This is a genomic window from Nonomuraea sp. NPDC050536 (genome assembly GCF_044457685.1).
Lineage (GTDB): Bacteria > Actinomycetota > Actinomycetes > Streptosporangiales > Streptosporangiaceae > Nonomuraea.
In genome coordinates, this window is record NZ_JBITHD010000015.1 from 86,942 (window position 1) to 106,259 (window position 19,318).

A 19,318-nucleotide genomic window follows, 5' to 3' on the forward strand; every position below is an offset into this window, starting at 1 on the left:
AGAGCGTAGGAACAAGTGAGGGGAAAGCTACAAAAGAATTGCAAGTTTGTCGATAGTCGGCCCCCGGCATCCCGCTAAACTCACCAGCCATGACGTACCGCACGATCGGCGAGGTCGCCGCGGCGGTCGGCGTTAGCCCGCAGACGTTGCGGGTCTGGGAATCCCAGGGGCTGCTGGTTCCCGATCGCAGCGACGGGGGGCAGCGGCGCTACACCGACGAGCACCTGGCGCGGGCGCTGCAGATCGCCGATCTGCGCCGTAGGCGTGGCTGGAATCCCGCGGCGATCCGCACGTCCCTGGCCCAGGAATCCGGCGCGGAGAGCGGCAGGCGCCACTGGGACAACCACTCCATCCGCAACGCCAGACGGGCCAGCGGGCTCTCGATGAAAGAGCTCGCGGAAATGGTCGGCGTATCGCCCGCCCATCTCGGTGCGGTGGAGCGCGGGGACACCGGTGTGTCCACCCAGCTCATCATGCGTATCGCGGACGCCCTGCTGGTGCCGCCGAGCGCGCTGGCCACGTTCCGCGCCCGGGGCACGATGGTCGTACGTCAGGACGAGCGGGCTTGTGGGCTGTTCGCCGGCGGCGTGGTCTGGGAGGAGCTCACGCTGCCCGGATACCGGCTGGAGTCATCGCTGCTCACCGTGCCGCCAGGTGAGGCCAGCGACGGCGCCTACGCCCGTCCCGGGGAGTCGTTCGCCTTCGTCCTGGCCGGTCGGCTGCGGTTCACCCTGCCCGACGAGGAGATCGTCCTGGCGGAGGGCGATTCGATCATCCTCACGTCACACACCTCGTTCGCCTGGGACAACCCGGGACAGGAGCCGGCGCGCGTGCTGTGGGTCGAACAGCTGGAGGCCGGCGCGTGGGAGCACGCCAGGGCCACGAAAATCGTCCGCTCAGCACAGCCGGATGACGCGCCTCCTTGACCTTGTGGTTGGTACCGACGGCTGCTGGGCAGTCCGAAGCTTCATGGGCACAATGCGGATCATGAGATCGGACCGGCCGCGCAAGGAGGCCGCTTGGCCGTGGCTGCTGTTCGTGTTATGGATCGTGGGCACACCCCTGCTGGGCTACGGCTTCACCGTGATGGGAGGGGAGGCGAGAGACAAGCAGTTCGCGCAGATCTGCGGGGACGCCGTGCTGATCGTCGGGTTCGGCGCGCCCATGCTGGGGCTTCTGCTCGCCCTGTTGTCCAGGCGGCGCGGCGCCACCATCGTGTTCGGCCTGGCGCTACTCGCGGTCGCCGTCCTCTGGGTGTGGCTGGTGCTGCGCAAGTAGCCATGCTGATGTGGATCAGCTGGTAGCTTTCTGAACAAAGTGTCAATAAGCGCCGGGGGTCTGCGTGAGCGAGCCGTTGGAGGAGGACGACCCGCGACGGCTAGGGGCCTACGACATCGTGGGCCGGCTCGGCGAGGGCGGGCAGGGAGTCGTCTATCTGGGGCGTACGGCGGAAGGCGAACAGGCCGCCGTCAAGCTCCTCCATCACGGCTTACTGACGGATCCCGATGCCCGCGGCAGGTTCCTGCGCGAGGTGGCGATCGCGCAGCGGGTGGCCAGGTTCTCCACCGCGCCGGTGCTCCACGCCGATATGGCGGGGCGCCGGCCGTACATCGTCAGTGAATACGTGCCGGGGCCGTCGCTGCGCGCGCTCGTCATGGCCGAGGGGCCGCGGCGCGGGGCCGCACTCGAACGGCTGGCCGTCAGCACCGCCACCGCGCTGGCGGCCATCCACCGCGCCGGGATCCTGCACCGCGACTTCAAGCCGGGCAACATCCTGATGGGCCCGGAAGGTCCCGTCGTGATCGATTTCGGCATCGCGCGAGCGCTCGACTCGCCAAGCGTCACCTCGGCCAGCACGCCCATGGGGACACCGTCCTACCTCGCGCCCGAGCAGCTAGGCGGAGTGGAACTGACGCCCGCGGCGGACGTCTTCGCCTGGGGCGTGACCATGGTGTTCGCCGCGTGCGGCCGGCCGGCCTTCGGCGCGGACTCGACCCCGGCGGTGATCAGCCGGATTCTCAACACTGAGCCGGAGATCTCCGGGCTCGACGGCACGCTGCGCGACCTCGTCGCCGCCAGCCTGGCCAAGGACCCGGCCAAGCGCCCGAGCGCCGACGACTTGGTCCGCGGACTGACCTCGCCACCTTCCGCGCCGCGACGGCGCAGCCGTAAGGCACTCCTGGCGCTCAGCAGCGCGCTGCTCGCCGCGGCCGCTGTCGCGGTGGCCTTCACCTTGTACGGTCACCCGGTCGAATCCACCCCGGCTCTCCGGCAACCCGCACTCTCGCCGCCTCCTACGACCCCGTCGACCCCGTCGACCGTGGGCAAGGTGACGGACCGGACGGCCGCCGCCACCCCCAGCGGAACGTCCCGCCGCCGCACCACGACCACCGCGACCCCCAAACCGACCAGGACCAGGAGCCACCAGCTCACGGTGAACACCACCGGGCCCACCACGCACAGCTCGGTGCCCGAGCCGACCAGGCAACCCACGCCGAAACCCACCGTCGAACCCACCACGCAGTCCACCCAGCCGTGGTGGACGCCCCAGCCTCCACCGGACAACCCGTTCACCTGCGTCCCGCAGGTGTGCTGACCGGACCTTCCGTGTCAGCCGGCGTGGGCGAACATCTGGCCGGCCAGGCGGAGGGAGGCGTCGACGGTTTCGAAGCCGCGGGGGAGCATGACGCGCTCGTACGCGGCGACCGCGTGTATCCGGTCATCACGTCGTCGTTGACCCCGCTGGTGCGGCGTACCAGGTCGAGCGCCTCCAGCGGCAGGCAGGTCCGCAGCGCGGCGTTGCCGTTGGCGTCGATGTGGATGCGGTAACCCTGGTTGCGGATCTCCGGGGTGGGGTCGGCCTCGTACACGGTGACGTCCAGGCCGCCGCGGCGCAGCGCCTGCGCGAGCGCCAGTCCGCCGACGCCGCCGCCGCGACCGGATCAAGGGCAATCGCATCCTTTCCTCCTTCATTGACCGACACGATGCTCGAATCCGCGGGCCGGCCGCGAGAAGCTGATGCAGTGTTCATGACACGGACCGGGAGGAGAGGGGCATGAGCCAGCCGCAGTTGCTCGTCCTCGACCTGGACGAGTTCAAGATCCGCTCCCATCTGGTCCGATGCCGAGCCTGCCGCCACCGCCTGCGCGCACCGGCCTCCCAAGCCCGCGGAATCGGACCGGAGTGCGCAGCGCGACTCGGCATCGCCCCGAGACGCCCCGTCCGGATCACCGGCGTCCCGCGAGGCTGGACCATCGCCGGCCAGGTCGACCTCCTCGAGGAATCGTGATCCCACCACCGGGGTAGGGGACGGCATATGGTCCTTGGTGTCGTTCCCCCCGACGTGCTGCTGCGGGGGTGTGGGCGTGAAGTTGCTCTTCGACGATCCGCTGTTCGACATGTTCGCCCGGCGGGCGCTGTGCACCATGACGCGGGGCGGGGCCGAGTACGGGGAGTGTGCCGCGACCGCCGCGAACATCGTTTCCGGCGACACCCGTAGCTGGTACAACGCCTGGGTGTCGACCGCGGGGCGGGTCGAGGCGCGGGGATCCGAGAGTGACTCGGCGGGGCACGCCGTGAGTGCCCGTGAGGCGTTCCTGCGGGCCTCGACCTACTATCGCGTCGCGTGTCTTCCGCTGTTCGGGGAGCCGGTCGACGGCCGGCTCGTCATCGCCTCCGACCGGGAGGCGTCGTGTTTCACGCGCTTCGCCGAGCTGATGACGCCGCCGGTGGTGCCGGTCGAGGTGCCCTTCGAGGGGACCGTGCTGCCCGGATACCTCTGCCTGGCCGATGACGCGCGGCGGCGGCGGCGGGCCACGCTCGTCGGGGTGAACGGCTACGACTCCAACGTGCACGAGATGTACTGGTCGCACGCGGTGCCCGCGATCCGCCGCGGGTACAACTGCCTGCTGGTGGACGGGCCTGGACAGGGACGGGTGCTGATCAAGCAGGGGCTGCGCATGCGGCCCGACTGGGAGAACGTGCTCCGGCCGATCATCGACTTCGCGCTGACCCGGCACGAGATCGACCCCGACCGGATCGCGGTCATGGGGTGGAGCCTCGGCGGGTTCCTGGCGCCGCGCGCCGTCGGCGGCGGCGAGCATCGGGTCGCCGCGCTGATCGCCGACCCGGGGCAGTACGACCTGCTGGACGCCGTTCGCGCGAGCCTGCCGCTCCCCGAGGAGATCAGGAACCGGCTGCCCGACGTGGACCCGGCGGAGCTGGACCCGTACCTGGCGGGTGTGTCCGCGGATCCGATGGCGCGGTGGCGGCTGATCCAGCGCGGCCTCTGGGTCCACGGCCTGAAAACGCTGGGGGAGTACGTCGTCGAGATGGCGCGGTACCGCATCTCCGACGTGGTCGGCGGCATCTCCTGTCCCACGCTGGTGGTGTGGGTGGAGGACGACCCCATCGCGTCATATGCGGAGCGCCTGCACAACGCCCTGGTGTGCCCGAAGACCTTCGTCCGGTTCACCGCGGACGAGGGGGCGGGCGGGCACACCGAGGCGCTCAACCGGTCGCGGTTCGACCAGGTGGTCTTCGACTGGCTGGACGATCTCCTGCGCCCGGAAAGGTGAGCAGCGTCTTGATGACACTGCGCAGATGCGCGCGGGCGGCCTGTTCGGCGGCCTCGGGGTCGTGAGCGCAGACGGCGTCGATGATGGCCAGGTGTTCAGGAAGAGAGATGCCGGGGTACATGGCCAGCTTGAACTGGTGCCGGACGCTCCTCACGGGGAAGTGGACGGGCTGGGCTGGGGGTCCGGGGTGCGCAGGCCCGCGGCGGCGACGGCGACGAGGGCGCAGAGGCCCATCATGGTCGTCCAGACCCCCTTGTAGGCGCCGATCGACCCGAGCCGGTCGCCCGACAGCACCAGCACCAGCGCCGACACGCCGATGACCGCGCCGACGGCCCGCGAGGTGACCGACAGGGCGGTGCCGGTGGCCAGCCGCGAGGGCGGGATCTCGGCCACAGCCGCCCCGCTCAGCGAGTTGACCAGCACGGCGATCCCGGTCCCTGACAGGACGACCGCGGGGAAGACCACCGTGAGATACGCGTGGCCGCCGCCCGCCGCGAACGCCAGGTACGACGTGGACAGCGCCAGCAGTACGACCCCGCACAGCGCCAGCCTCCGATGGCCGGTCCTGGCCACCAGCCGCCCGGCGAGCGGCGCGGTCAGCACCTGGGCGAGCGCTCCCGGGGTGATGGCCAGCCCCGCCGCGGCCTCGGAGTATCCCCAGATCCTGGTCAGGAAAAGGATGTTGGCCAGCGGCAGCGCGAACATCACCAGACCGAGCAGGAACATCGCGAGGTTGGCCCGCTGGGTGCCGCGCGCCCGTAACGCGTTCAGGTCCACGATGGGGGCGGGGTGGCTGCGGGCGCGCCGGACGAACAGCACGCCCACCACGACGCCCGCGACGAGCGCGCCGATCGTGCCCGGGCTGCCCAGGCCCCACGCGTCGCTCTGCACGATGGCCAGCGAGGGCAGGCCGATGGCCCCCACCAGCAGGAGCAGGCCGGTGATGTCCGGCAACATGGACGTGGCGGCCTCGGTCACGCCGGGTTTCACGATCCGCCACGCGCCCGCCAGGATGACCAGCCCGACCGGCAGGTGCAGGAAGAACACCGTCCGCCAGTCCCAGACGCCGACGAGCATGCCGCCGAGCGACGGCCCTGACGCCGTCGCCACCGACTGCGCCGCGCTCCACACGGCGATCGCCGTGCCGCGGCGCTCGGGCGGGTAGTACGGCAGGATCAGGGCGAGCGTCAGCGGGGTGATCACCCCGCCGCCCACGCCCTGCACGACCCTGGCCGCGATCAGCATGCCCGCCGACGGGGCGATCGCGCACAGGGCGGCGCCGACCACGAAGACCGCCAGCCCGGTGAGGAAGACCCGGCGGTAGCCGAACCGGTCGGCCAGCCCGCCCGCCGGCAGCAGCGCCGCCGTGAACACGATCGCGTAGCCGTTGAACACCCACGACAGCTCGGGCAGGCTGCTGCCGGGGAAGCTGTGCAGGATGTCGGGGAAGGCGATGTTGGCCAGCTGCACGTCGATCGCGCCGAGGAAGGCGCTCCCGCACAGGACGGCGAGCGGGAGCGCCCGTGAGCCGGCCACCTCAGCCGGACGCCGCGCCGAACCGCTCCCGCAGCTCGACCTTGCGGATCTTGCCGGTGGCGGTCCGCGGCATCGTGTCGATCACCTCGAGCCGTTCGGGCCAGAACGTCTCGTTCACCCCGGCCTCCTTCATGTAGGTCCGCAGGTCCTCGAGCGTGGGCGGCTCGCCCGACGGCGTCACCACGGCGCACACCAGCTCGATCAGCGTCGGATCCGGGATGCCGATGAGCGCGATGTCGCGGATGGCGGGATGCCTGCCGACCAGTCCCTCCATGTCGCTCACCGGGATCTTGAAGCAGCCCTTCGCGACGATGACGTCCTTGGTCCTGCCGGAGATGCGGATGCCGCCGTACCCGTCGTCACGGGCCAGGTCTCCGGTGTCGAACCAGCCGTCCGGCGTGATCGACCTGGCGTAGATGTCGTCGCGCAGGTAGTAGCCGAGGCACTGCGCCGCGCCGCGCACCTGCAACGCGCCGATCTCGCCCGTGGGGACCGGCTGGTTCTCCTCGTCGACCACGCGGACATCCATGCCGGACACGACGATGCCGTCGCTCTCTCCGGCCCGCGCCGGCGGGTCCTCCGGCCTGGTCATGGTGACGCCGCCGTTCTCGGTCATGCCCCACAGCGCGTACACCCGTACGCCGAGGGTGTCGCTCAGCCGTTCCACGAGGACCGGCGGGACGGGCGCCGAGCCCGACACGAAGCTGCGCAGGCTCGGCAGCGCGCGCGGGTCGGCCGCCTGCGCCTCGGTGATGTCCCTGGCGAACGGGGGCGAGCCGTAGAACAACGTGACGCCGTGCTCGGCGGCCAGGTCGAGGTAGAGGCCGGGGTTCCAGACGTCGGCGGTGACCGCGGTGCCGCCCAGCGTCAGCGCCGTCAGGTACGTCATCACCAGGCCCACGTAGTGCATCGAGGTCTGGGAGGTCATGATGACCAGGCTGTCGTCCAGGCCGTACGCCTCGGCGTAGCCCTTGATGGCGGCGTAGAGGGTGTTCTGGCTGTGCAGCGCGCCCTTGGGCTCGCCCGTCGTGCCCGAGGTGAACAGGATGAGGAACGGGTCGTCCGGGTCCAGCGCCCTGCCCTCGAGCTCATGGGGATCGCCGGGCTCGGGGCCGAGGAGGTGCTCGTCGAAGTCGAGCGACCCGGGCGGGCCGTCGCCGCCGATGACGACCACGTGCTCCAGCGACGGGATCTCCTGCGAGAGCGTCATCGCCATCTCGGCCGTGGCCAGGTCGCCGATCCTGTTCAAGGTGATGAACACCCGCGCCTCGGTCAGCCGCATCATGAAGTCCAGCTCGCGGTGCCGGTAGAGCTGCATCTGCGGCGCGAAGCGCGCCCCGATCCTGATGCAGGCCAGGGTCAGGGGGAGCGTCTCCTTGCGGTTGGGCAACTGGGCGGCCACGAAGTCGCCCGGCCGCACGCCCAGCCTGATCAGGCCGTGGGCGATCTGGTCGGTCAGCCGGTCCAGCTCGGCATAGGTGATGTCATCGGTGACACCGTCGGCCACTCGGCGACTGACAAGTACGGATTTGTCGGGAGATGTTGCGACGTGGCGTTGGAGGTCGTCCAGGAAGGTCTCGCTCCGCCACCAACCGTTGCGCCGATATTCCTCGCGTGTGTCTGACACGGTCACCGCCCTTCGTCGTTTTCGTTGTATTTGATTGCTATGAGGATGGAAATATGCGGTTTTTCTCGGCAGGGGTGACCAGGTAGAACAGGCCAGGCAGATGGACCGCGACCCCCTCGTACACCTCCGCGCAGACGGCCACGCCAGGACGGGCGAACGTGCCGGGCGGCGGCTCGGCCACGCGGATCACGGACCGCCGCGCGTCGAGCAGCCTGGCCGCCACGGAGATGTCGCCGACCAGGGCGTCTCCCGGGTCGACCCACCGGTTGCGGCTGACCTTCATCCCGTTGCCCTCGGCCAGCTCCGCCAGCAGCCCGCCGCGGCCCACCAGCCGGTGGTAGTAGTCGTTCGGGTTGACGACCATCGCGTGCGGGGTCGCGCCCGACTGTTCGACCTCGTCGCAGGCCGTCAGGACGCCCTCGACGTAGTCGGTGTCGTACGGCAGGCGGGCGATCTCCGGGTGGCCGAGCAGCGCGGTCGTGAGGGCGAGGTTCTCCGCGGTGGCCAGCCGTACCAGGAGCCGGTAGTCGAGGAAGGTGGCCAGCGCGTCCGGGTCGGCGGCCAGCCCGTCGGGGATCTGCACCCAGGCCTGGATCGGCTGGACCTTGGCCTCGGCCATGCCGAACCTGAAGGCCGCCTCGCGGCGGACGCCGGAGTCGCGCACCGTCTGCCGCTCCTCGTCGCTCGGCGGGGACTCCGTCCAGAACCTGTGGCCGTCGCCCTCGACGGGGACGACCTTGAGCAGGTTGCGCACGGTCAGGCGCGGCCTGTCCTTGGTCGGTTCGTGCGCCTCGGTGATGGTGTAGTCGAAGGTCACTTCCGCGTGTGCGGGGTCGTCGGCGTACGCCTGCGCGAACAACTGGCCCGGTGACTGCGTCATGCCTGCTCCACAAGTCGCTGGTAGAAGGGCAGATGGTGGTCGTAGAAGGCCTTCAGGACGGGGTGGTTGTCGACGGTGTCCCGATAGGTGTTGCGGCGGTCCTGGAACCCGGCGCTGCCGCTGGCGTCCAGGTGCCAGCGGCGGGTCCGCTGCCACTCCGGCCGGTCCTCGGCTTGCCAGGTGAGCGATTCAGAGAGGAAGGCCAGCCCGGCGTAGGCGCAGAAGGTCTCGACGACCTTCGCGGGCTCGCGCACGAGGTGCTCCGTGCGGATGACCAGGGGCCTGCGCCCGGTGGCCTTCCAGGCCAGCTCGAACAGCCGGTACAGGCGCTCGTAGCCGATCTCCTCGCAGGTCACCGCCGGTTTGAGCGCGTAGTGCGAGGAGATGGTCGGCTTCGGGTCGCGGACGATGAACGTGTGCACGATCCCGGCGAGGTCCTCGGGGTGCCCGAACAGGTGCGGGTACTCGTAGTCGAGGACCTCCTTGACGAACACCGGCTCCTGCCGCTCCTTGAGGCGGTCGAGCAGTTCCTTCTCCGAGCGGGCCGTCACCCCGCCAGGAAGCTCCAGCGAGCCCTCCTCGGTCAGGGCCAGGAACGGCTCGTGCAGGACGGCCACGTCGCCCCGCTCGATCATCATGCGCAGGAACGCCGTGGAGGCCGAGCGCGAGTGCGCCCACATGACGATCAGCGGTGCGCTCATCCGGACCACCACGCGGGTACCCGGTCCCAGCGGTGCCGCCGCAGCTCCCGCAGCAGGGCGTCGTCGAGCGGCGTCCCGTCGCCGACGGCGAGGTTCGCCCGGACATGGGCGGGCTTGCGCATACCCGGGATCACCGTGCTTACCGCCGGGTGGTGGAGCACGAACCGCAGGGCCAGCTCGGGGAGCGAGACGCCCTCGGGGAGGGCCGCCTTGAGCCGGTCGGCCCGTTCGACGCTCGGCAGGAAGTTCTCCGGGCCGAAGTAGGTGCTGCGCCAGTCCTCCTCCGGCCAGGTGCTGTCGGCGGTGAGGGTGCCGGTGAGCGTGCCCTCGTCGAACGGGACGCGGGCGATGATCCCGACGCCGTCACGCAGCGCCCGGTCGAACAGCTCGTCCTCGGGCGCCTGGTCGAAGATGTTGTAGATCACCTGGATGACGTCGATGAGGCCGGTGTCGAGCGCGGCGAGGCAGTTGGCGGGCTCCCACCGGTTGACGCTGATGCCGACCGCGTCGATCACGCCCTCGCTCTTGAGCCCCGCGATGGCCTCCTTCCACCGCTCGTCGCCGGCCCACCGGTCCTCCCAGGTGTGGAACTGCATCAGGTCGATGCGCGAGACCCCCAGGTTGTCCAGGCTCTTGTAGGTGAACTCGCGGATGTGGTCCGCCGGGTAGGCGTCGTCGAGGGTGTCGTCCGGTTTGGGAGGCCATTCGCGGTTCTTCGGGGGGATCTTCGTGGCGACGTACAGCTGCCTGCCGGGGTGGCGGCGCAGCAGCGCGCCCAGCAGCTGCTCGCTGACCCCCCGCCCGTACACCCAGGCCGTGTCGAAGAAGGTGCAACCCAGCTCGACGGCCTCGTCGAGGCATCGCGGTGCGACGTCGTAGTCCCAGCCGGTGAAGCCGCCGGGGCCGCCGCCGATACCCCACATGCCGTATCCGACCTCGCTGACTTCCCAGCCGAGGTTCCCCATCTTGCGGTAGCGCATCCTTAGCCTCTCTGTCCTGTGCTCAATGCGAGGCCGTTGCCGTCCCTGCTCGCCAGCCGGGCGTGATAGGCGGCGATCGGGCCGTCCAGGGTGCCGTCGTCGAGCCGCCACCGCTGTTCGAGCCGGTGGCACTCGTCCTTGCGGAACAGCGCGGGGTTGTCGGTCAGCAGGCTGCCGAAAGCCCGCCGTAACTCACCCTCGTCCTGTACGGCGGGCAGCAGCGAGGCCAGCGTGGTCAGCGCGCGATCGCCGCTGACCCGCCCGGTCTCGCGGACGAGCGACACGAAGTCCCCGCACGGGATGGGCGCGATGGGCACGCCCGCGCGCACCAGGACGTCGTCCAGGCAGACGCTCTCCGCGCGGAAGACGTGCAGGGTACGGCCCCAGACGCCGGTGTCGGACACCGCGGCGGCGACCCGCGAGGCCACGTAGTCGACCGGGGTGTAGTCGGAGCGCGTGGCGACGTCGGGCCGCACGCCCAGCCGCAGGAACGCCGACAGCAGCAGATGGGTGAAGGCCACCGGGTTCGGGTAGCCGTTGTCGGCGCTCGGCATGATCTCGCCGAGCCTCAGCACGGTGACCAGCGCGCCCCTGCGCCGGGCCTCGGCCAGGTAGCGTTCGGCGACCCATTTGGACCGGCTGTACCCGCCGGCGGGCGTCCTGGCCAGGGAGGGGTCGCAGTCCTCGGCGACGCGTTCGCCGCGGTGGAGCGCCTCCTCCTGGATGGCGGCGAGCGTCGAGACGTAGTGCACGGGGACCGGCCGGTAGGCCATCGCCAGCCGTACCAGCTCGATGGTGCCGCGGACGTTGACCTGGCGGTGGGCGCGGTAGTCGAACAGGAAGTTGACCATCGCGCCGTTGTGCAGCACCAGGTCGCAGGTGCGGGCCAGGTGTTCCCAGGTCTCGGTGTCCAGCCCGAGGCCGGGTAAGCCCAGGTCGCCGGCGTATCCCTCCAGCCGGTCGGCGAATCGCGGCTCCCACAGCCCCCGCTCGGTCAGCGCGGTCACGACCCGCTCGGTCGCGGCCTCGTCGTCAGCCGACCGGGCCAGGCACACCACCCGCAGGTCGGTGCGGTCGAGCAGCTCGTGCACCAGGCGGCTGCCGACGAACCCGGTCGCGCCCGTGACCAGCACGGTTCGCAGCCTCTCCGACCTGGGGGCGGGCCGGATGGGTTCGCCCTCAGGCAGCGCGGAGTCGCGTGCCATGAGCACGGACTCCTCCTCGATGGCCGCGCCGTCGCGGCGGCGGCGCTCGATCAGGCGGGTCAGCTGCTCGGCGGTCGGATGGTCGTACAGGTCCTTGACGTCGACCCGCACCCCGGACTCCGCGGTGATCATGTGCACCACGGACAGCGCCTGGATGGAGTCGCCGCCCGACTCCGCGAAGTGCGTGCTCGCCGTGAGACCCGGCCAGCCGAGCGCCGAGCGCATCGCCCGCAGCACCTGGTCGGCCAGGCTCGTGGTCGGCACGCTCTCGGCCAGCAGCGCGGTGTCCTCGGCGAGCCTGCCGTCGAGGATCTCCTGCAGCCGCCCGCGGTCGACCTTTCCGTTGTCGTGCAGCGGCATCTCGGGCAGCAGGAAGAAGTAGCGGGGCACGCTGGTCCTGGGCAGGGTACGGCGCAGCTCCTCGCCCAGTGTGGCCTCGGTCAGCCCGCTTCCCGAGGCGAACAGCGCCAGCGCCTTGGTGCCCGCCTGCTCGCCCACCAGGACCTCGGCCTGCCGTACGCCGGGGCACCGCTGCGCGGCCGCCGCGATCTCGCCCAGCTCGATCCGCACGCCATGGATCTTGACCTGGAAGTCCTTGCGGCCGGAGAAGAACAGCCGGCCCGCGCCGTCCAGGTGCCCGAGATCGCCCGTGAGGTAGAGCCGGTCTCCCGGGATCTCCCGCGGGAACGGGTTGCCGACGAACGCCCTGGCCGTGGCCGCGGGGTCGCCCAGGTAGCCCGCGCCGAGGCAGGCGCCGCCGATGGCGATCTCACCGGTCGCGCCGGGCGGCAGCGGGCGCAGGTCGTCGTCGACCACCACGGCGTAGCAGTTGTCGATCGGGCGGCCCAGCGGGATCGTGTCGCCGTCGGCCGCGGACACGCGGTGGAACACCATCCCGATGGAGGCCTCCGTCGGTCCGTAGCCGTTGGTGACGCTGAGCCCGGGCAGCAGCGTCATCAGCCGGTGCACGGCCGGCGGGTTGACCGCCTCGCTGCCGACGATCAGCCGGCGCAGGGTCGACAGCCCGCCCAGCGCGCTCTCGTCACCGTCCACGATGGCCACCAGCGCGTTGAAGACGCTCGAGACGAAGTCGGCGGTGGTGATGCCGTACTGGGCGATCAGATCGATGGTCTGCCGCAGGTTGAGGAACTCGCCCTGCACGGGCAGCACGGTGCGCCCGCCCGTGGTCAGCGGCCAGAACAGCTGCCAGATCGCGGAATCGGAGGTGTGCCTGCTGTTCTGCAGCACCACGTCGTCCCCGGTCGCGGCGAAGTAGCGGGTCATGAAGCGGAAGCGGTTGGTCAGCCCGCCGTGCAGGTTCATCGCGCACTTCGGCGTGCCCGTGGTGCCGGAGGTGAAGTAGCCGTACACCGGGTCGCCGGGGCCGAGGCCGACCGCGGGCCGGCGGCCGGTCGGGACGATCCCGTCGATCTCGACGGCGACCGCCCGATGGCGTGACTCCGGCGGCAGGGCCTCGCCGGTGGCGCAGAGGATCGGTCCGTCCGGCAGCACGTCCAGCGTGTCGCGGATCCGCTCGCGCGGCCACGACGGGTCGAGCGGGACGAACGCCGCGCCCAGCTTCATCAGTGCCAGGTAGGTGACCGGCAGTTCCAGGGAGTTGACCAGCAGGACGGCGACCACGTCGCCCCTGCCGACGCCGTGCCCGGCCAGTGTGGTGGCCAGGCCGTTCACCAGGTCGTCCAGTTGCCGGTAGGTGAGTGTCCTGCCGTCGTAGGTGACCGCGGGGCGCTCGGGACATCGATCCGTCTGTTCCTCGATCATCGCTGAGACCGGACGGAATGGACCGAAGTCGACCGCGCGGCCGGCGAAGCCAGTGGGGTTGCCGGTCATCTCCACCTCTCTGTGTTAGGAATGTCCGAATGGCGACCGGTACCTTGCCCCACGCGCCGCCGGCGCCTTTCTCATAGGCGTTCCATGTCGTTCCACATGCGTTGTGGCGCATACGCCGCTTGCGGCGGCGTGCCCTTCGCCGCGGCGGCGGCGATCCTGCCGACCGCGGGTGAGGTCTGAACCCCGTAGCCGCCGAGCGCGGCCAGCCAGACGAAGCCCGGCGCGTCCGCCGCCTCGCCGACCACCGGGGTGTCGTCCGCGACCACGCTGCGCAGCCCCGCCCACGCGTGCCTGACGCTGCGGATCTTCAGCGTCGTGGCCTGCTGGACCCGCTCCACGCCGATCGCGACGTCCACGTCGTCGGGGCGGGCGTCGCACGGCTGAACGGGCGCCGCGTCGGCGGGCGAGACGAGCAGCCGGCCCGACTCGGGCTTGAAGTAGAACGTGTCCGCCACGTCGGTGACCATCGGCCAGGCCGCGGCGTCCAACACGTCGGGAAGGTCCGCCAGGAACGCGGTACGGCGCAGCGGCCGCAGCCCGATGGGCCGCACTCCCGCGAGCCCGGCCACCTCGTCGGCCCACGCCCCGGCCGCGTTGACCACGACCGGCGCGGCGTGCTCGCCCGCGCCGGTGACCGCCCGCCAGATCCCTGCGCTCCTCGACAGCGCCCGCACCCGGGCCGATGTGATCACCTGGCCGCCCCGGGCTCGGATGCCGCGCAGGAACCCCTGGTGCAGCGCGTCCACGTCGATGTCCATCGCCGCGGGCTTCAGCATCGCGCGGCTGGTCCAGCCCGGCCGCACGATCGGGCAGTACCGCCCGACCTCGCCGGGGTCGATCTCCACGGCCGGCGCCGGGGCCTCCTGCCCCTCGGCCAGCACCTCGTCGAACAGCTTCTCCCCGCCTGCCGGGCACAACGCGAGCACGCCCCGCGGCGTCAGCAGCGGGGCGTGGGCGAAGTCATCCGGTGGTGCGGCGAGGAACGATCTGCTCGCCGCGGTGAGAGCTCGTACGGCACGGTTGCCGAAATACTCCGAGAAGAGTGCGGCCGACCGTCCGGTCGAGTGGTAGCCGGTGGCCTGCTCCATTTCGAGCAGGGTCATAGTTCCGGACTCGGCTAGGAAGTATCCGGCTGCGGCGCCTGCGACGCCGCCCCCGATGATGAGAAAATCTCTCACGTCCGCAAAGTGACCACATTGCGCCACGATCCCGCAATTGTATTACAAAGCATGACAGATATTCCCAGACCGAAACTGACAGTCAGTCAAGGCGTAAAGTGACTACAGCCCGTCGCCGGACGAACGTAGACATGGTTCTGGTTCTGACGTCTTTCCGCAGTACAGAGGCCGTGGTGCGCGGCTCTCAGCAGGATGGCGGAGAGTGATCCCGTCGCACTCTTCATCACGTCCAAGAGCATCGGCGCCGACAATGTGTCAGAGCGCGACGCCATTCGCTCGCCTGGGATTGTTACGTGGCGCGATCGTGGTTCTACCGATGGTCAGCGGATTCATCCCGCCGATTACCAGGCACGCCTCCCACGGGCCCGGCGAACGGCCGTCCCGCCCCATCAATGTGCTGCCAACCGCCCCCCGCCGCGGGGGAAAGCACCCCTGTCAGGACGGCCGGCCGTCCCCGGCGACGTGCTTGTCGAAGAAGGCGAACGTGCGCTGCCACGCGTCGTTCGCGGCGTCGCGGACGAGGCCGTGGTGCAGCGGGAATCCGACGAGTTTGGCGACGGGGTGGTGGCCGTCGGTCATGAAGGAGTGTCCGGCGGACGGATAGAGCTCGACGTCGTGCTCGATGCCGAGTGCCCGCATGTGCTCGCGCAGGCGCCTGCCGTGCGACCGGAAGCCCGCGTCGCGGCCGCCGTAGGAGCCCACGACCGGGCACGCGGACCGCAGCTCCTCCTGGTCGCGGGGAACCGTGCCGTAGTTCACCGACGCGGCTCGCACGCCGGGCGGTGCGCTCGCCGCGTAGGCGAGGGCGAAACCGCCGCCCATGCAGAACCCGATCACGCCGAGCCGGTCACCGTCGACGTCGTCCCGGTCGGCCAGCCATCGCCGGGTCGTGTCGATGTCGGCGGCCATCTGGCCGGGCTTGCCGGTGGTGAACTGGTGCATGGCCCTGGCCAGGCATCCGATCCTGGTGCCGTGGCTGTACAGGTCGGGCAGGACCGCCGCGTAGCCGTGCTCGGCGAACAGGTCCAGCACCTCCAGCATGTCCGGTTCGACGCCGTAGATCTCGTGCACGACCACCGCGCCCGGCCATCCGCCAGCGGGCGCGTCCCCCTCGGGCAGTGCCACGGTCGCGGCCAGCGAACTGCCGTCCGGCAGCGGGATACGCACCTGTCGTCTCACCAGCAGTCCTCTCCCGATAGCGCGAAACGCAACGTAACAGGAAAAGCCCTGATGGCGCATACATCGGATGTCTTGATCGGTACGACCGGTCAAAATGCTGACGGAAGAGATCACATGCCAGCAAACATCGGAGGGAAATCCTTGTTCGGCAAGCGGTTGCCGTGTTACCTAGTCGAGGGCACCGATCGACCCATCGGAGGTCTACTGTGGTCCTCGCCCGCGTGGCAGTCGCCTTATCCCTGATCGCAACGGTTCCCGTGCTCTCCACCGCCCAAAAGACACCCGATGACATGACGCTCTGGTACGACAAGCCCGCCACCAACTGGGAGACGCAGGCCCTGCCGATCGGCAACGGCGCGCTGGGCGCCAAGGTCTTCGGCGGCGTCGGCAGCGAGCAGCTCCAGTTCAACGAGAAGAGCCTGTGGACCGGCGGACCCGGCTCCAAGGGCGGCTACGACTTCGGCAACTGGCGCAGCCCGCGCCCCGGCGCGATCGCGGAGGTTCAGGCGCAGATCGACCGCGACGGCAAGATGTCGCCCGACGCGGTGGCGGCCAAGCTGGGCCAGCCCAGGGTGGGCTACGGCGCCTACCAGACGTTCGGCGACGTGTGGCTCGACACCGGCCACCAGAATGCCACCGGCTACCGCAGGGAGCTCTCGCTGCGCGAGGCCGTGGCGCGGGTCGGGTACACCGCCGACGGCGTCACCTATGCCCGCGAGTACTTCGCCAGCCACCCCGGCAACGTGATCGTCGGCCGCCTGACCGCATCGCAGGCGGGCAAGGTCTCCTTCACGCTCAGGACCACCTCACCGCACCAGGGCGGGCAGGTCACCGTCAAGGACGGCCGCCTCACGATCACCGGCGCGCTGGCCGACAACGGGCTCCGCTACGAGTCGCAGATCCAGGTCATCGCCGCCGGCGGCAGCCGTACCGACTCCACCGACAGGGTCACGGTCAGCGGCGCGGACAGCGCGCTGTTCGTGCTTTCTGCGGGGACGGACTACGCCGACAGCTACCCGAGCTACCGCGGCCAGGACCCGCACGCGCGCGTGACCGAGGCCGTGGACAAGGCCGCCGCCCAGGGCTGGGACGCGCTGCTCGCCGCGCACGAGGCCGACTACAGTGGCCTGTTCGACCGGGTCAAGCTGGACCTCGGGCAGCAGGCGCCGAAGGTCCCCACCGACCAGCTGCTCAGGAACTACACCGGCGGCCCCGCCACCGACGACAGGGCGCTGGAGGCGCTGTTCTTCGCCTACGGGCGCTACCTGCTCATCGCCTCCTCCCGAGCGGGCTCGCTGCCTGCCAACCTGCAGGGCGTGTGGAACAACTCGACCAGCCCGCCCTGGTCGGCCGACTACCACACCAACATCAACCTGCAGATGAACTACTGGCTCGCCGAGCAGACCAACCTGGCCGAGACCACCGCGCCCTACGACGACTACGTCAAGGCCATGGTCGCGCCCGGGACCAGGACCGCGAAGGAGATGTTCGGCTCGCGCGGCTGGGTGGTGCACAACGAGACCAACCCGTTCGGCTTCACCGGAGTGCACGACTGGTCGACCGCGTTCTGGTTCCCCGAGGCGGCCGCCTGGACCACGCAGCAGCTCTACGACCACTACCTGTACGGCCGCGACCTGGGCTACCTGCGCTCGGTCTATCCGGCGATGCGCGAGGCGGCGCTGTTCTGGGTGGACAACCTGCACACCGACCCGCGCGACGGCAGGCTCGTCGTCTCGCCCAGCTACTCGCCCGAGCACGGCGACTTCTCGGCCGGCGCCTCGATGTCGCAGCAGATCGTCTTCGACCTGTTCACCAACGTGCTGGCCGCCGCCAAGGCTCTCGGCACCGACGAGCCAGAGGTACGGCAGGCCCTGGCCAAGCTGGATCCCGGCCTGCGCATCGGCTCGTGGGGCCAGCTGCAGGAATGGAAGACCGACTGGGACTCCAGGACCGACGACCACCGGCACGTCTCGCACCTGTTCGCGCTGCACCCCGGCCACCAGATCGCGCCGGGCTCGAAGGAGGCCGAGGCCGCCAAGGTGTCGCTGACCGCGCGCGGAGACGGCGGCACCGGCTGGTCCAAGGCCTGGAAGATCAACTTCTGGGCGCGGCTGCTCGACGGCGACCACGCCCACAAGATGCTGCGCGAGCAGCTGCGGACCTCCACGCTGGACAACCTCTGGGACACCCACCCGCCCTTCCAGATCGACGGCAACTTCGGCGCCACCTCCGGCATCGCGGAGATGCTGCTGCAGTCGCAGAGCGGCGTGGTCGACGTGCTGCCCGCGCTGCCGTCGGCCTGGCCGTCGGGCTCGGTATCCGGGTTGCGGGCGCGCGGCGACGTGACGGTCGACGCCTCGTGGAAGGACGGTACGGCGAGCCAGATCGTGCTCCACGCCGGGTCCGCCGGTCCGCTCCGGGTACGGAACAAGATCTTCGCCGGGCTCTACCGCCTGGTGGACGCCTCGGGGAAGCAGGTCCCGCACACGCGGGACGGCGACACGGTCACCTTCACGGCGGCGGCCGGGCAGGTGTACCGGGTCGTGGGCGAGGTCTCCGTCGTCCTGCGCGCACCGGGTGAGACGGGGCCGGGGCAGTCGTTCCCCGTCACGGTGACGGTGAGCGGGACGCGGGTGGTGCCCGCGGGCGAGGTGTCGGTGCGGGTGCCTGCCGGGTGGAGCCTCTCGCCCGCCTCGGTGCGGCTGCCCGCCACCCATCCGGGCAGCCCGCGCACGGCGACGTTCACGGTCACGGCCGGCGCCGGGTCCCGCCTGGAGCGGATCGTGGCCACGGTCACCGGTGATTCGTGGTCGGGAACGGCCTCCGCCTCGCTCGCCGTCGCGCCCTGCGCCGTACCGTCGGCCGGCAGGCCGTTGGTGGCATGGGATCCTTCAGGCGGCCCCACCATTCCGGATATTTCGGGTAATGGCAGGGATGCGACCGTGGTCGGCAACGCCGCCTACGCGGACGGGGCGCTGGTCCTGGACGGTTCCACCTACCTGAGCACGGCGCCGACCACGCTGGGCTTCCTCCGGGAGGCGTCCTTCGCGGCGAAGGTCAAGGTGGCCGGGACCGGGTACCGGAGGCTGTTCGACTCCCAGCCCTCCGGCGACCCGGGCAACGACGGGGTGCTGCTGGACCTGACGCCCGACAACCGGGTCCGCTTCATCGGCTCCGGCCAGAACGTCACCACCGACGCCAAGGTACCCGCCGGCCGCCTAGTCGACCTCGTGGTCACCATGGCCCGCGACGGCGCCGTCACCGTCTACGTGGACGGCGCACGGGCGGGCGGAGCCCGCGTCCCCACGGACGGCATCACCGGCTGCACGTCCCGCCCGCTCCGCTTCGCCGCCGACCAGAACGGCGGCCAGCGCCTCACCGGTGCGGTCGGCCGGATGGCCGTCTTCCCCCGCGCCCTGACCGCCGACGAGGCCGGGGACTGGCAACACCTGGCCTTCTGACCCCGCCCAGCCAGGGGCCGGCCCCACGGCCCCTGGCTGCCGGGCCCGCCAGAACCCGCCGGGCCCGCCAGAACCTGCCTCCTCGCCTTGTCACGCGGGTCGCGGTGAAGACCTTCAGCAGCGGAACGGGAGAGGCCGGAGCG

The 19,318-nt window shown here is 70.7% G+C and carries 14 protein-coding genes and 1 pseudogene; 6 read left to right on the forward strand and 9 right to left on the reverse strand.

All coding sequences use genetic code 11. From position 1 onward, the window contains the following. Positions 1–89 precede the first annotated feature (89 nt). The 3 genes from ACIBHX_RS34960 (at position 90) to ACIBHX_RS34970 (ending at position 2,596) form a co-directional block, all read left to right on the forward strand. Positions 90–926 carry a MerR family transcriptional regulator gene (locus tag ACIBHX_RS34960; protein WP_397071695.1) on the forward strand — a complete coding sequence of 279 codons (837 nt, stop codon included), beginning with the start codon at positions 90–92 and terminating at the stop codon, positions 924–926. Between the two features lie 61 nt (positions 927–987). Beyond that, positions 988–1,278: a hypothetical protein gene (locus ACIBHX_RS34965; RefSeq protein WP_397071696.1), complete on the forward strand. Its 291-nt coding sequence runs from the start codon at positions 988–990 to the stop codon at positions 1,276–1,278. A gap of 64 nt (positions 1,279–1,342) precedes the next feature. Beyond that, positions 1,343–2,596 (forward strand): serine/threonine-protein kinase, encoded by a 1,254-nt coding sequence (locus ACIBHX_RS34970; RefSeq protein WP_397071697.1) that lies wholly within the window; start codon positions 1,343–1,345, stop codon positions 2,594–2,596. Here the strand turns inward: ACIBHX_RS34970 and ACIBHX_RS34975 are convergent. Then, positions 2,571–2,921: pseudogene (locus tag ACIBHX_RS34975) on the reverse strand (hypothetical protein); the annotation flags it as partial. The gene ACIBHX_RS34970 and the pseudogene ACIBHX_RS34975 overlap by 26 nt on opposite strands. 134 nt (positions 2,922–3,055) lie before the next feature. On the opposite strand from ACIBHX_RS34975, the gene ACIBHX_RS34980 reads away from it, so the two are divergent. Then, on the forward strand, positions 3,056–3,289 hold the full coding sequence (locus ACIBHX_RS34980; protein ID WP_397071698.1) for a DUF6011 domain-containing protein: 234 nt from the start codon (positions 3,056–3,058) through the stop codon (positions 3,287–3,289). A gap of 76 nt (positions 3,290–3,365) precedes the next feature. Continuing rightward, the gene (locus tag ACIBHX_RS34985; RefSeq protein ID WP_397071699.1) at positions 3,366–4,577 is read left to right on the forward strand and encodes an alpha/beta hydrolase family protein; all 1,212 of its coding nucleotides are present in this window, start codon (positions 3,366–3,368) and stop codon (positions 4,575–4,577) included. 150 nt (positions 4,578–4,727) lie between these two features. Here ACIBHX_RS34985 and ACIBHX_RS34990 read toward each other — a convergent pair whose 3' ends face one another. The 8 genes from ACIBHX_RS34990 to ACIBHX_RS35025 form a co-directional block, all read right to left on the reverse strand. Continuing rightward, the gene (locus ACIBHX_RS34990; protein WP_397071701.1) at positions 4,728–6,113 is read right to left on the reverse strand and encodes a DHA2 family efflux MFS transporter permease subunit; all 1,386 of its coding nucleotides are present in this window, start codon (positions 6,111–6,113) and stop codon (positions 4,728–4,730) included. A gap of 1 nt (position 6,114) precedes the next feature. Next, the gene (locus tag ACIBHX_RS34995) at positions 6,115–7,740 is read right to left on the reverse strand and encodes an AMP-binding protein (protein WP_397071702.1); all 1,626 of its coding nucleotides are present in this window, start codon (positions 7,738–7,740) and stop codon (positions 6,115–6,117) included. 37 nt (positions 7,741–7,777) lie between these two features. Then, on the reverse strand, positions 7,778–8,620 hold the full coding sequence (locus tag ACIBHX_RS35000) for a family 3 encapsulin nanocompartment shell protein (RefSeq protein WP_397071703.1): 843 nt from the start codon (positions 8,618–8,620) through the stop codon (positions 7,778–7,780). After that, a complete protein-coding gene (locus ACIBHX_RS35005) occupies positions 8,617–9,321 on the reverse strand; it encodes a sulfotransferase family protein (RefSeq protein ID WP_397071704.1) in 705 nt (234 codons plus the stop codon). The genes ACIBHX_RS35000 and ACIBHX_RS35005 overlap by 4 nt, the downstream gene beginning before the upstream one ends. Beyond that, entirely contained in the window at positions 9,318–10,301 is a 984-nt protein-coding gene (locus tag ACIBHX_RS35010; protein WP_397071705.1) for an aldo/keto reductase, read from the reverse strand. The genes ACIBHX_RS35005 and ACIBHX_RS35010 overlap by 4 nt, the downstream gene beginning before the upstream one ends. A gap of 2 nt (positions 10,302–10,303) precedes the next feature. Beyond that, the gene (locus tag ACIBHX_RS35015; RefSeq protein ID WP_397071706.1) at positions 10,304–13,288 is read right to left on the reverse strand and encodes an amino acid adenylation domain-containing protein; all 2,985 of its coding nucleotides are present in this window, start codon (positions 13,286–13,288) and stop codon (positions 10,304–10,306) included. A 140-nt stretch (positions 13,289–13,428) separates the two neighbouring features. Next, complete coding sequence (locus ACIBHX_RS35020) at positions 13,429–14,535, reverse strand: NAD(P)/FAD-dependent oxidoreductase (RefSeq protein WP_397071707.1); 1,107 nt, start codon at positions 14,533–14,535, stop codon at positions 13,429–13,431. A 435-nt stretch (positions 14,536–14,970) separates the two neighbouring features. Beyond that, a complete protein-coding gene (locus ACIBHX_RS35025) occupies positions 14,971–15,714 on the reverse strand; it encodes a dienelactone hydrolase family protein (protein WP_397071708.1) in 744 nt (247 codons plus the stop codon). Between the two features lie 290 nt (positions 15,715–16,004). Between ACIBHX_RS35025 and ACIBHX_RS35030 the strand changes: the two genes are divergently transcribed. Beyond that, positions 16,005–19,175 (forward strand): glycosyl hydrolase family 95 catalytic domain-containing protein, encoded by a 3,171-nt coding sequence (locus tag ACIBHX_RS35030; RefSeq protein ID WP_397071709.1) that lies wholly within the window; start codon positions 16,005–16,007, stop codon positions 19,173–19,175. Positions 19,176–19,318: the final 143 nt, after the last annotated feature.

Excerpts from the sequence above, each read along its gene's own strand:
- ACIBHX_RS34965 (WP_397071696.1), top strand. The coding sequence starts at position 988 with ATGAGATCGGACCGGCCGCGCAAGGAGGCCGCTTGGCCGTGGCTGCTG.
- ACIBHX_RS35030 (WP_397071709.1), top strand. The coding sequence starts at position 16,005 with ATGACGCTCTGGTACGACAAGCCCGCCACCAACTGGGAGACGCAGGCC.
- ACIBHX_RS35015 (WP_397071706.1), bottom strand. The coding sequence starts at position 13,288 with ATGATCGAGGAACAGACGGATCGATGTCCCGAGCGCCCCGCGGTCACC.
- ACIBHX_RS35005 (WP_397071704.1), bottom strand. The coding sequence starts at position 9,321 with ATGAGCGCACCGCTGATCGTCATGTGGGCGCACTCGCGCTCGGCCTCC.
- ACIBHX_RS34980 (WP_397071698.1), top strand. The coding sequence starts at position 3,056 with ATGAGCCAGCCGCAGTTGCTCGTCCTCGACCTGGACGAGTTCAAGATC.
- ACIBHX_RS35000 (WP_397071703.1), bottom strand. The coding sequence starts at position 8,620 with ATGACGCAGTCACCGGGCCAGTTGTTCGCGCAGGCGTACGCCGACGAC.
- ACIBHX_RS34960 (WP_397071695.1), top strand. The coding sequence starts at position 90 with ATGACGTACCGCACGATCGGCGAGGTCGCCGCGGCGGTCGGCGTTAGC.
- ACIBHX_RS35010 (WP_397071705.1), bottom strand. The coding sequence starts at position 10,301 with ATGCGCTACCGCAAGATGGGGAACCTCGGCTGGGAAGTCAGCGAGGTC.